The following is a 12,837-nucleotide window of genomic DNA, read 5'->3' on the forward strand; positions in this document are numbered from 1 at the left end:
AATTAATTCACCCACCAATTTTTATTAAGTCTTATATTACTCAGCCTTTTTGGCTGTGGACTTCTTAGTTGTTTTCGCCTTAGCGGCTTTCTTGACAGCAGTTTTCTTAGCCGCAGTCTTTGTCTTTTTCTTATTCTCTGCCTTTTTCTCAGGCACAGGTTTTTCCTCTTTCTTCACCGTGAAATACATACAGGAGAACGCAGGAATGTCGATACAAACAGACTGATCGAAGCCGTGCATCTTCTCATCAACAGCCTTTACAGTTCCGTTAGTGTAAGGGGATCCGTCAACAGAAGACGAGTTGAACACCTCTGTATAGCTGCCCCAGTAAGGAACGCCAAAGCAGTATGACTTTCTTTCCACAGGAACGAAGTTGCACACAACGATGACCTCTCCGCCGTTTTTGTCAAAACGTCTGAAGATGATGATACTCTGCTTGAAGTCGTCATTTGATATCCAGCTAAAGCCCTCCCAAGAGAAATCTCTCTCCCAGAACTGAGGGTGGTCAAGATAGAAATGATTGAGGTTCTTGGAGTAGTTCAGATAATTGCGGTGGTTCTCATATTCGTCCACCATGAACCATTCCAGACCATTCTCGTAATCCCACTCTCTGAACTGTGCAAAATCAGCACCCATGAACAGAAGCTTCTTACCCGGGTGAGCCATCATATAAGCCATGAACAGCTTGCACTGCTTGAACTTATTGTCGATATCTCCGCCGTACATTTTATTTACCAATGAAGCCTTACCATGCACCACCTCGTCATGAGAGATAGGCAGAATAAAGTTTTCAGAGAAAGCATAGAAGAATGAGAACGTGAGCATATCATGATGAAAAGCTCTGTCAATAGGGTCAAGAGCCATATATTTGAGCATATCGTTCATCCAGCCCATGTTCCACTTGAAGTTGAAACCAAGACCGCCGTCGCTCGCAGGCTTTGTTACCATAGGCCATGAAGTTGACTCCTCGGCTATCATAAGGGTATTAGGGTTTCTTCCGAACACAGCGGTATTGAGATCCTTGAAGAACTGAACAGCTTCAAGATTTTCCTTTCCACCGAACTTGTTAGGCGTCCACTCTCCGTCACGTCTGTCATAGTCAAGATAAAGCATAGACGCAACAGCGTCAACTCTCAGACCGTCAACGTGATATTTTTCTATCCAGTAAAGAGCGTTTGAAATAAGGAACGACTTTACCTCGCCCTTTGAATAATCGAAAACTCTCGTTCCCCAAGTGAGGTGATCTGCCTTTTTCGGGTCAGAGTATTCATATGACGGACCGCCGTCAAACTCGAACAGACCTGCTTCATCTCTGGGGAAATGTGCAGGCACCCAATCAAGGATAACGCCTATTCCCGCCAAATGGAAAAGGTCTATCATTTTCATGAAGTCATAAGGCGTGCCGAAACGTGAAGTCGGCGCAAAATAGCCGATACCCTGATAGCCCCAAGAGCCGTCAAAAGGATATTCCGCCAACGGCATAAGCTCGATATGAGTATAGCCCATTTCCTTTATATAAGGAATTATAGTATCTGCAAATCTAACATATGAGAAATATTTTCCGTCAGGACAAGCCTTCCATGAATTGAGATGTACCTCATAGATGTTCATAGGGCAGTTGTAAATGTCCTTAGACTTCTTCTCGGTCATCCACTTTTTATCGCTCCAAAGATAATCGTCTATATCGAAAACCTTTGAGCCGGTGTTCGGAGCGACCTCCATGTGTGTACCGTACGGATCAGCCTTATAATGGGTCTTGCCGTCACAGCCGTGGATACAGTATTTATATGTATCATAAGTCTTAAGCCCTGTAACAAAAGCCTCCCACACCTCTGAGTCGTCTATCTTCTCCATTGGAGTGGCATTTTCGTCCCAGTCATTGAAATCTCCCACAACAGAAATGCCCTCAGCGTGTGCTGCCCAGACTCTGAAATAATAACCTTCTATGCCGTCTTTCTCTCCCTTATGGCAGCCAAGAAACTTATATGTTTCGCAGTTTGTGCCATTGTGGAAAAGATAGAGCGGCAGTTCATAATCCTTTGGAATAATATCTATCACAATTCAGCCTCCCTTGTCTTTTTGTGAAAACCGCTGAATAATTTCGGCGTTTCATATTTATATTTTAATCTTTTTTGAACAAATTTGCAATAGTTTTAGTAGTTATTCTCGTATTCGCACATATTTCAACAGACGATTTTATATATTTTGCACAATAGATTTTATATAATAACATAGGAAAAGTAAAGTCAAAGTATACAAAAGTAAAAAATTGCAGGCAAAAGTCGGCAAAGTCATTTACATTCATTTTTCATTCTCGTCACGAAGGGAAATTTTTGCGGCAATAATAGTTATATCGTCACGCCTGCCTCCTGTTCGCTGAGCAAGCGCCTTTGCGCCAAGCGCCGTGACTATCTCCTGAGCGTTCATTCCGTTACAGCGGAGTATCTCTCGTGCTGTAGCGTCCTCGACACCGTCTGAGGTCATAAGCAGAACGTCCCCGTCAAAGAGCTTAAGCTCGCTCACATCAGGAGTACACTCCGCAAGTATCCCAGCAGGAAAAGCCTGTCCGCCGATAGCTTTAAGACCGCCGTCACGGAAAAGAAAGCTTTGCGCCGCACCCGATTTCAGAAACTGCACCGTTCCGCCATTAAGCTCCAGCCGCATTATATCAAGGGTCGCAAAAGATTCCTCCCAGCCCTTAACTCTTAGCATAGAATTTATAAGCCTATGGGCTGTCTGCATAGACATTCCCGATCGTATAAGCCTTGTAACAAGACTTACGGAAAACAATGAATCCAGTCTTGCTCTTTTTCCTGTTCCCATGCCGTCTGAAAGGACGATATACTTTTCGTTGACGCTTGAATCGAAGACTTCAAAGCTGTCCCCCGAATATTCTCCGCTTGACGAAGCTGAAAAGCTTTTTATATCAACTGTGAATTTCGGTATTTCCGCAAAGGACATTCTGGTTATATTATCCACCTTGACTATCACAGGCATATCAAGGTCATAATCTATCATTTCTGAAAGCGTTGCTGTGAGCCTTACAAGATCACCCCTGAACTGAGCCGTTATAAAAACGTCCACACGCTGACAAAGGTTTTCGTCTATGTAAACGCAGGCTTTCACATTTGGATAGCCAAGGTTTGAGAAATGCTCCCTTACTCTTGCTGAAAGCTGAGGATCAACGCTTCTCACCTGACCTGCCCTGAAAGAAAGGTCGGATAAGATATCCTCCATGGAGGAAAGCTGTTCGCTTAAAAACTCACGCATTTCACGAACTCTCATGCTGTCGGCACGTTCTGCCACAAAGTCGGTATACAATTCATTGAAGCTTTTGCAAAGAAGCGACTTTCTCACACAGCCACCCAAATGCTTTTCAACATCGTCAAGGCTGAGGTTATTATATGTACAAACTATGCTTTCAAGCTTTGAAAAGCTGTCATCAAGCTGTACACAACGCTTACTGCACACTGAGTACATATCGCAATCGGTACAAACAACAGATCGTACACGCTTTGACAGTGTAGCTTCCTTTGAGCGTTTATCTATCGCCGCAGTGACCATTGTAAGCTGACCTCTGATACCGCCCAGAGTTCTCGAAGCCATGTTGAGCTTTGAAGAAGTGGTCTGCCCTACAAGGTCAACGGAATTTTTCACTCCCACCACTTTTTTTGCCACCCTTTTTATCACAGGAACAGGCAGGGCGATAAAAAGCACAGAGCCTATAAGCAAATCAGCAAACATTGAAAATGTATCACCGTTCACGCCCATTGCCACAAGGCTCACAAGTGAAACTGCAAGGAAAACAAGCACTATCACAAGAGAGCCGAATTGCAGAAAAGCTCCGCAGATAAGTCCTGACGTGGCAAGCAAAAGTGTATTTCTAGCAAGTGACGGAGTACAAAGGAGTACACCGCAGGTTGTCAATGCGCCAACAACTGCACCGCCTATATTTCTATACTTTCTCACTGCCATAAGCATACACAAAGTGCCTGCTATCCTGCCCAGGTTCACCACATGAAGCGGTGCAGCAGTGATGGTCGAGATAAACATAATATAAAGTATAGCTGTGAAAACTCCGTTTATTCCTGTGAGGTCAAAAACACCGCTTCGGTTTCTTTGACGTTTTACGGTCAGTGCGATAAAAACCACACAGCCACACATGAGCGAGCTTATCATTCGCAGTGAAGCCGTATATGTATCCGACGGCATTGCCACCGACATTACACAGCTGAAAAGAAGCATTGCTCCTGTTGTGAGGAGCGACACGAAAATAGGGTCGTCCTTATGGTCAGCAGAGGGCATCACAAGCCTTACCGCCCCTATAACAAGTATCGCACAAAGCTGAACGATACCCTCTGAGAATGTTCCGCTTACAAAATATGCAAGTGCAGAGCTTAAAAAAGCAGGTATCACATTAGTTCCCGAAAGCACTGCCACCGCCACGTTCATCGACGAGGGGAAGCCCAAGATCTTTCCGAAGCTTGCCGCAAACGCTGCTACCGCCGATAAAACAGCCATAAGTACATTCGTTTTGCCTGAGGTGTGAAATTTTGCCGTATGCCGAATTTTTTCCATTGCTTATCACGTCCTATGTTTCCAAAATGTAATAATTACATTTTAGCAGGACTATCAAGCGAAAGGTGTCGCAATATGGGCTTGAAATTGAAATACTGACCAAATTTACGGACAGATTTCAAAGCCACTCCCATACATCTTTTGAAAAAAGCACGATCAATGTTTGCGTAATAATTTTTAATTTGAGATATCCGAAGAACGGGACGTCGGATTTCTGCAAAGCAGAAATTGCGCCGCTCCCCTACATTTAATGTGCGGATAACGCAAGCAGATGTAAATGCAGGTTTTAGTTGTACGAAAATATGTACAATTAGATAAGCTTTCTAAGGGCTTCGGAAAATGTTATGAATTGTTCCATGGAAAGAGCTTCAGGACGGACGGAGGCAGGCAGGCCGCTTTGCTCTATCGCCTGATTTACTATAGATTTATCTATGCCCATTGATGATGATACGGAATTTGAGAGGGTCTTTCTTCGCTGTGAAAATGCTCCCCTAGCGACTTTAAAAAAGAACTTTTCGTCCGTCACGCCCTCGGGAGTCTTATCACGGATATCAAACCTCACCACGCAGCTGTCAACGTTAGGCGAGGGCATGAAGCTGCCACGGGAAACGTTGAAAAGCAGTTTCGGTACAGAAAAATAATTTATTGCCACTGTGACTGCTCCCATATCTCTTGTACCCATAGGGGCACAAAGACGTGTGCCTGCTTCCTTCTGCACCATGACGGTAACAGACTTTATGGGCAGACGTTCTTCAAGGAGCATCATCAATATGGGCGAGGTTATATAATAAGGCAGATTTGCACAAACGGCAACGTCCATGCCCTGAAATTCCTCAGCAATAAGCTTATGGAGGTCAGTTTCCATAACGTCGGCGTTTATTATCTTCACATTGTCATATTCTGCGAGAGTTTCTGCAAGAACCGGCATAAGCCTGTCGTCAATTTCGATAGCCACCACCTTGTCGGCACGCTTGGCAAGCTCGTTTGTGAGAACGCCTATGCCTGTGCCTATCTCGATTATGCCGAAGCCTTTTTTTGCATTGCCCATTTCGGCTATCTTGGGGCAAACGGAGGGATTCACTAAGAAATTCTGACCGAGAGCCTTGGAGAAAGTGAAATTGTGTCTTGCGAGAACATCTTTTATCACACTTATATTAGAAAGATTATCCATTTATTAATACACCTCAGATTAACTGATAAATCGACAAAAAATTAACAAAATAATTATATCATATTAACAAAAGATTGTCAACTGATTTGGAAAAGAATAATATTCCAATGAAGTAAAGAAAAACCCAGCGAAGCGATTTTGTGGTTTTGTACGATTTTTATTCAATTTTCAAGCTTCAAACAAGGTGCAGGAAGTGCTTTTCTGTGCGATCAGAACCTCTCATCGTGTTCACCTAACTCACGTTGACAAAATGTTTCCTCATACACTGCTACCTTGGAGGATATTCGATTTGGGATAATATCCTTATACTTATCCCGAAAAAGGAGTGCTTTGTTGCATAAAAAATGCAACAATTGCAGAAATGTTGCCAAATTAAAATATAAATCATTTATTTGCACAAATTACAATGTGATAAATTGTGCAGTATCACATATAAGATCGTAAGGGTTTATTTTTTATTGCCCGGGAAATAATATATGCGGAGGTGATAAAAATGAAAAATAACTCTTTTGCTCACGGGCAGGAATTGCCGCTGGGGCTGTCTATGGCTCTTGCTCAGGTGCCTGCGGCATATGCTTACTTCGCTAAGCTGGATCCGCTTCAAAGACAGCAGATAATCGACTCGGCACACTGTATACGCTCCAAAGAGGAAATGCGTGATCTTGTCAACAGCTTATCAAACGGTCAGATCACTGATACAAGTATTTTCTGAACAAAAAGTTAATGTAGACAAATTTCACAATAAATCAAAGATTAATTGATATAAATTTTATATAAATATGTGTTGAAATTTATCTATAAATATTGTACAATATTATTGTAAGGCTTTGTATGCTGTTATGGAGAAAATCAGTAAAAAAAGCTTTCGCAGACAGTTTTGCTCCGCTTTGCTGTCTGGTAATATTGTGCAGTATTTTTTGTATGTATTCAGGAGAGATGTATGACTGAAATGTGCTGTTTTTCATCAATTACATATTCTTTTATGGGTAGGTCTTTAAGTATAATTGCGTCCTGCCTTGATTTTTTGCACTCTAACAATCTAATTATGCACTGACTAAAACTGCAACGCCATTGTTGCAGTTTTTTATTTGTAATTTTTTGTTTTACTTGGAGGTATAAATTTATGAAAAAAGTTGCGGTAATAATGGGTTCTGACAGCGATTTCCCTGTTGTCAGCAAGGCTGTTGCTGAACTTAAGGCTTACGGTGTTCCTTACGAATGTCACGTTATGTCTGCTCACAGAACGCCTGCGCTTGCAAGCGATTTTGCTGACAAGGCTAAGGAAAACGGCTTCGGAGTTATAATCTGCGCTGCCGGAATGGCGGCTCATCTGGCAGGAGTTATTGCAGGTCACACAACGCTTCCTGTTATCGGTATCCCTTGCAAGGGTGCTAACTTCGACGGCATGGACGCTCTGCTTGCTACCGTTCAGATGCCTAGCGGTATCCCTGTTGCCACTGTCGCAGTTGACGGCGCTAAGAACGCTGCTATACTTGCTATTCAGATGCTTGCTCTTTCTGACGAGGGTCTGGCTGAGAAGCTTGAAAAGGCTAAGCAGGATATGATAGACGGCGTTGTGGCTAAGGACAAGGCTTTACAGGACAAGCTTGCTGCGCTTTGATTTTTTGATACAGACATATAGCTCGGCTGTATGTTATATTTGATATATCGGGGAAGTTCTGCTGTCGGCGGGCGAACGATGTTCGCCCCTACATATTAAAACGGCAGTGGATATGTTTTCGGTGTATCATATAAATAATGTAAATTAATTTATGGAGGAATAAATCTATGGAAAACATTGTAAAGACAGAACAGCTCTATGAGGGCAAGGCTAAGAAAGTATTCGCTACTAACGACCCTGATCTTGTTATCGTTGATTACAAGGACGACGCTACTGCTTTCAACGGCGAGAAGAAAGGTACTATCGTTGGCAAGGGTGCTATCAATAACAAAATGACAAACTATATGTTCAAGCTTCTTGAAAAAGAGGGTATCCCTACTCATCTTGTTGAGGAGATCTCTGACAGAGAGACTATCGTTAAGAAGGTCGAGATCGTTCCGCTGGAAGTTATCGTAAGAAACGTTGCAGCAGGAAGCTTCTCAAAGAAGCTCGGTATCGAAGAAGGCACAAAGCTCAAGCAGCCTACACTTGAGTTCAGCTACAAGTGCGACGAGCTTGGCGACCCATTCATCAACAAGTATTATGCTCTTGGTCTTGGTCTTGCTACTGAGGAAGAGATCGAGGATATCACAAAGTATGCTTTCAAGGTAAATGAGTTCATGCTCGGCTTCTTCAAGAACATCGGCATTGACCTTATCGACTTCAAGATCGAGTTCGGCAGATTCCACGGAAAGATACTTCTTGCTGACGAGATCTCACCTGATACTTGCCGTTTCTGGGATTCTAAGACACATGAGAAGCTCGACAAGGACAGATTCAGAAGAGACATGGGCGGCGTTGAAGAGGCTTACCATGAGATGATAAAGAGAGTAATGGGAGAATAATTTTTATGGGCGGTTTTTTCGGAGCTGTTTCAGCTAATGACTGTATTCAGGACGTTTTCTTCGGGACCGACTATCATTCACACTTAGGCACAAGGCGGGGCGGAATGACTTCATTCTCCCCTGAGCTTGGCTTTCAGAGAAATATTCACAGCATTGAAAACTCACCATTTCGTACTAAATTTGAAAAAGACGTTGATAAAATGAGAGGAAACATCTGTATCGGCTGTATAAGCGACACAGATCCTCAGCCGATAATGGTACGCTCCAAGTTAGGACTTTACGCAGTGTGCTCTATCGGTGTTATACAAAATGCCGCTAAACTGGCTGACGAACTGCTTGAAAAGGGCTGCGCAAACTTTGAAACAATGAGCAGCGGCGCTATCAATTCCGCAGGGCTTATCGGTGCGCTGATCGCACAGAAGGACAGTTTTGTTGACGGCATAAGATACGCACAGGACAAGATAGAAGGCACGATGTCACTTGCTATAATGACAGACAAGTCAATGATCGTTGCCAGAGATAAGGACGGACGGCTTCCTATTATAATAGGACAGCGTTCTGACGGATATTGCTTTTCTTTTGAATCATTTGCATATCAGAAGCTTGGATACTCCACCTGTCACGAGTTAAAGGCGGGAGAGATAACTGAGATAACCAAGGACGGCTACAATATTCTCAGCGAGGGTACAGACAAGAAAAAGATCTGCACTTTCCTTTGGACTTATTACGGCTACCCTACCGCTTGCTATGAGGGCGTGAACGTTGAACTTATGCGAACACGCAACGGCGAGATAATGGCGGAGAACGATATGAAAAACGGCAGGCTCCCTGACGTTGATTTCGTTTGCGGAATACCTGATTCGGGCGTTCCTCACGCTATAGGATATGCAAACAAAAGCGGCATACCTTTTGCAAGACCGTTCATCAAGTACACTCCTACATGGCCTAGAAGCTTTATGCCAACAAGCCAGTCTATGAGAAACAGAGTTGCGAAGATGAAGCTTATACCTGTTCACGAACTTATCGAGGGTAAGAAGCTTCTGTTCGTTGACGACAGTATCGTCAGAGGAACTCAAATGAGGGAAACTGTTGAGTTTCTTTATGAGAACGGTGCAAAGGAAGTCCACATGAGATCAGCCTGTCCTCCTATCATGTATGGCTGCAAGTATCTAAACTTTTCACGCAGCACCTCGGAGCTTGAACTTATCGCAAGACAGATCATTGATGAGAACGAGGGTATCGAGGGAGTTAAATACATTGAAGAATACAGCGATTCAAGCACTGAGCGTGGCAAGCTCCTCAGGGACGAGATATGCAGGAGACTTAAGCTTACCTCTGTTGAATTCCAGTCGCTTGAAGGCACTGTAAAGGCTGTGGGACTGCCAAGCTGTGAGCTTTGCACCTACTGCTGGAACGGAAGGGAATGATCTAATTGGTAACAGGTATCCATGAAGAATGCGGCGTTTTCGGCATTTATACTAACAAGACAAGCGATGTTGCGGCTCAGACTTATGTATCTCTTTATGCATTACAGCACAGAGGTCAGGAGAGCTGCGGTATCGTTGTAAACGACGACGGCGTGTTCAGCTATCACAAGGACGTGGGTCTTGTCAATCAGGTTTTTGACAAAGAAACTCTCGAACGGCTCGGCAAGGGCAATATTGCTATAGGTCATGTGAGATATTCGACCACAGGCAACTGCAATGCTTCAAACGCTCAGCCGCTTGTTGTTCGTCACATAAAGGGTCCTATGGCTATCGCTCACAACGGAAATCTTACTAACGCAAGAGAACTTAGAGAGCAATATGAAAACAAGGGCATGATATTCCACAGCACAAATGATACTGAGGTGATATCATACGCCATAACCGAGGAACGTCTTAGAGCACCGTCTATACAGGCGGCGCTTGAAAAGGCTATGTACAGGATAAAGGGTGCTTATTCGCTGCTCGTTATGTCGCCGACAAAGCTTATTGCGGCGAGAGATCCTGACGGCTTCAGACCCCTTTGCCTCGGAAAGATAGACGACGGCTATGTGGTAGCGTCGGAGACCTGTGCTTTTGACAGCATCGGCGCTGAATACATAAGAGATCTTAAACCGGGTGAGATGATAGTTATTGACAAAAACGGTGTGAACTCTATCACGACTCACTGCGGTAAAAAGGGTACTATATGCGTATTTGAATATGTATATTTTGCCAGACCTGACTCTGTTATCGAGGGGTCGAGCGTTCACATGGCAAGGCTCAGGGCAGGAAAATATCTTTGGAGAGAACACCCTGTTGACGCTGATATCGTCATAGGCGTGCCTGACTCGGGACTTGACGCTGCGCTGGGATTTTCTCAGGAAAGCGGCATTCCATACGGCATTGGATTTATCAAGAACAGATACATAGGCAGGACGTTCATTCAGCCTAGCCAGACAGAGAGGACGAACTCCGTCAAGATAAAGCTCAACGCTATTTCAAGCACTGTTAAGGGCAAGAGGGTCGTTATGATAGACGACAGTATCGTCAGAGGAACGACTTCGGGACGTATCGTCAAGCTGCTGAGGGACGCAGGTGCAAAGGAAGTTCACGTTCGTATCTCCTCCCCTGCATTCATTGCACCATGCTATTTCGGAACGGATATAGACAGCAAGGAAAATCTTATCGCCTGCAAGATGACCAATGAAGAAATATGCGAATATATCGGTGCAGACAGCTTGGGATATCTCAGTGTTGAAAGCGTTAAAAAGCTTGCGGGAAATTCAAAGTGCGATTTCTGCGTAGGCTGCTTTACAGAGAAATACCCTATCGAAGTTCCTAAGGATATGCCTAAGGACAAATTTGAATCGAAGATATCGGAAAAGAAGTAAATAACTGAAAGGATATTTTATCATGAATACAAACAGTTTTTCAAACAGCTACAAGGAAGCAGGCGTTGACGTAACGGCAGGCTACAAGGCAGTTGAGCTTATGAAGCAGCACGTTGCAAGAACCATGACGAGCGGTGTTCTCAGCGGCATCGGCGGCTTCGGCGGTCTGTTTGAGCTTGACATGACAGGTATCACAAAGCCTGTTCTCGTTTCAGGCACAGACGGCGTTGGCACAAAGCTCAAGATAGCTTTTCTTATGGACAAGCATGACACAGTTGGTATCGACTGCGTGGCAATGTGCGTAAACGACATTATCTGCTGCGGTGCAAAGCCACAGTTTTTCCTTGACTACATCGCTGTTGGCAAGAACTATCCTGAGAAGATAGCTCAGATAGTTTCTGGTGTTGCTGAGGGCTGTGTACAGTCAGGCTGTGCGCTTATCGGCGGCGAAACGGCTGAGATGCCCGGTTTCTACCCTGTTGACGAATATGACCTTGCAGGCTTCTCTGTTGGCGTTGTTGACAAGGACAAGATACTTGACCCAAGCACTCAGAAGGCCGGGGACGTTATGATAGCTATTAAGTCAAGCGGTGTTCACTCAAACGGCTTCTCACTGGTAAGAAAGGTATTCAGCGTTGACGAAAAGACTCTTTCTGTTCACTATGACGAGCTTGGCAAGACACTTGGCGAGACACTGCTCACACCTACAAAGATATATGTAAAGGCTGTTATGAGCCTGCTTGATTCTGTTAAGGTAAAGGCTATATCACACATCACAGGCGGCGGATTCTATGAGAACATTCCACGTTCACTTCCAAGCGGTCTTTCTGTTAAGATAGCAAGAAGCGACGTTCAGGTGCTTCCTATTTTCGACGTTATCGCAAAGACAGGAAACATTCCTGAGAGAGATATGTTCAACACATTCAACATGGGCGTTGGTATGACAGTTGTTGTTGACAAGGCTGACGCTGACAAGGCTATCGAAGCTATCAAGGCGGCAGGCGAAGAAGCTTACATTCTGGGCGAGCTTGTTGACTCTGACATGGGCGTTATCATCTGCTAAGGGTAAAGAGATATGAAGAAGATTTGCGTTCTTGTTTCGGGCGGCGGAACAAACCTACAGGCGCTTATTGACGCTGAAAAAAGCGGCATTATAAAAAACGGCAAGATAACCTGCGTTATATCCTCGAAAGAGGGTGCTTACGCTCTTGAGAGGGCGAAAAATGCAGGTATCGGCACTGTTGTTATTCCGAGAAAGGAATATGCTGACAGCAAGAGTTACAGCGAGGCTATTCTGGCGGAGCTTAACAGGCAAGGGGCTGACCTTGTGGTGCTGGCCGGATTTATGATAATTCTTGACGAGTGCGTCACAAAGGCTTATCCTTACAGGATAATAAACGTTCACCCTGCACTGATACCGTCATTCTGCGGCGAGGGTTTTTACGGACTTAAAGTTCATGAAAAGGCTTTGGAATACGGCGTTAAGGTATCGGGTGCGACTATACATTTTGTAAACGAAAAGGCTGACGCAGGTGCTATTATTTTGCAGGGTGCTGTAGATGTTGCAAATGACGAAACGCCTGAGAGTTTACAGAAGAAGATAATGGAAAACGTTGAATGGAAGCTGCTGCCAAAGGCGGTTTCGCTGTTCTGCGAGGACAGGATAAGCATTAAGGACGGCAAGGCTTACGTTGACCTTAAAGACTGAGAAAAATTATGGAGGACA

The 12,837-nt window shown here is 44.2% G+C and carries 10 protein-coding genes; 7 read left to right on the forward strand and 3 right to left on the reverse strand.

The features are described from left to right. Window positions 1-36: 36 nt before the first annotated feature. The 3 genes from glgB to rsmA form a co-directional block, all read right to left on the reverse strand. Window positions 37-2,055, reverse strand: a complete 2,019-nt coding sequence (gene glgB, locus DW015_RS01350; RefSeq protein WP_181979815.1) for a 1,4-alpha-glucan branching protein GlgB — start codon at window positions 2,053-2,055, stop codon at window positions 37-39. A 246-nt stretch (window positions 2,056-2,301) separates the two neighbouring features. Next, window positions 2,302-4,521, reverse strand: a complete 2,220-nt coding sequence (locus tag DW015_RS01360) for a SpoIIE family protein phosphatase (RefSeq protein WP_207659343.1) — start codon at window positions 4,519-4,521, stop codon at window positions 2,302-2,304. A 367-nt stretch (window positions 4,522-4,888) separates the two neighbouring features. Then, on the reverse strand, window positions 4,889-5,749 hold the full coding sequence (gene rsmA / locus DW015_RS01365; protein WP_041337202.1) for a 16S rRNA (adenine(1518)-N(6)/adenine(1519)-N(6))-dimethyltransferase RsmA: 861 nt from the start codon (window positions 5,747-5,749) through the stop codon (window positions 4,889-4,891). A gap of 493 nt (window positions 5,750-6,242) precedes the next feature. On the opposite strand from rsmA, the gene DW015_RS01370 reads away from it, so the two are divergent. From DW015_RS01370 to purN, 7 genes are all read left to right on the forward strand, one after another. Then, window positions 6,243-6,461 carry a hypothetical protein gene (locus DW015_RS01370; protein ID WP_181979657.1) on the forward strand — a complete coding sequence of 73 codons (219 nt, stop codon included), beginning with the start codon at window positions 6,243-6,245 and terminating at the stop codon, window positions 6,459-6,461. A 411-nt stretch (window positions 6,462-6,872) separates the two neighbouring features. Next, a complete protein-coding gene (gene purE / locus DW015_RS01375) occupies window positions 6,873-7,370 on the forward strand; it encodes a 5-(carboxyamino)imidazole ribonucleotide mutase (protein ID WP_041337200.1) in 498 nt (165 codons plus the stop codon). Between the two features lie 167 nt (window positions 7,371-7,537). Next, on the forward strand, window positions 7,538-8,254 hold the full coding sequence (gene purC / locus DW015_RS01380) for a phosphoribosylaminoimidazolesuccinocarboxamide synthase (RefSeq protein ID WP_022287346.1): 717 nt from the start codon (window positions 7,538-7,540) through the stop codon (window positions 8,252-8,254). Between the two features lie 5 nt (window positions 8,255-8,259). Continuing rightward, a complete protein-coding gene (locus DW015_RS01385) occupies window positions 8,260-9,681 on the forward strand; it encodes an amidophosphoribosyltransferase (RefSeq protein WP_041337198.1) in 1,422 nt (473 codons plus the stop codon). Between the two features lie 5 nt (window positions 9,682-9,686). Next, window positions 9,687-11,111 (forward strand): amidophosphoribosyltransferase, encoded by a 1,425-nt coding sequence (purF, locus tag DW015_RS01390; protein ID WP_022287348.1) that lies wholly within the window; start codon window positions 9,687-9,689, stop codon window positions 11,109-11,111. 22 nt (window positions 11,112-11,133) lie between these two features. Beyond that, window positions 11,134-12,174, forward strand: a complete 1,041-nt coding sequence (purM, locus tag DW015_RS01395; protein ID WP_117903673.1) for a phosphoribosylformylglycinamidine cyclo-ligase — start codon at window positions 11,134-11,136, stop codon at window positions 12,172-12,174. Between the two features lie 12 nt (window positions 12,175-12,186). Continuing rightward, window positions 12,187-12,819, forward strand: coding sequence for a phosphoribosylglycinamide formyltransferase (gene purN, locus DW015_RS01400; RefSeq protein ID WP_046440842.1), 633 nt, complete (start codon window positions 12,187-12,189; stop codon window positions 12,817-12,819). Window positions 12,820-12,837 lie beyond the last annotated feature (18 nt).

The sequence above is a fragment of the Ruminococcus sp. AF37-20 genome (genome assembly GCF_003460465.1).
GTDB classification, from domain to species: domain Bacteria; phylum Bacillota; class Clostridia; order Oscillospirales; family Ruminococcaceae; genus Hominimerdicola; species Hominimerdicola aceti.

Bases quoted from the DNA above. Each gene is read 5' to 3' on its own strand.
- DW015_RS01360 (WP_207659343.1), bottom strand. From the start codon at position 4,521: ATGGCTGTTTTATCGGCGGTAGCAGCGTTTGCGGCAAGCTTCGGAAAG.
- rsmA (WP_041337202.1), bottom strand. From the start codon at position 5,749: ATGGATAATCTTTCTAATATAAGTGTGATAAAAGATGTTCTCGCAAGA.
- DW015_RS01370 (WP_181979657.1), top strand. From the start codon at position 6,243: ATGAAAAATAACTCTTTTGCTCACGGGCAGGAATTGCCGCTGGGGCTG.
- purE (WP_041337200.1), top strand. From the start codon at position 6,873: ATGAAAAAAGTTGCGGTAATAATGGGTTCTGACAGCGATTTCCCTGTT.
- purC (WP_022287346.1), top strand. From the start codon at position 7,538: ATGGAAAACATTGTAAAGACAGAACAGCTCTATGAGGGCAAGGCTAAG.
- DW015_RS01385 (WP_041337198.1), top strand. From the start codon at position 8,260: ATGGGCGGTTTTTTCGGAGCTGTTTCAGCTAATGACTGTATTCAGGAC.
- purM (WP_117903673.1), top strand. From the start codon at position 11,134: ATGAATACAAACAGTTTTTCAAACAGCTACAAGGAAGCAGGCGTTGAC.
- purN (WP_046440842.1), top strand. From the start codon at position 12,187: ATGAAGAAGATTTGCGTTCTTGTTTCGGGCGGCGGAACAAACCTACAG.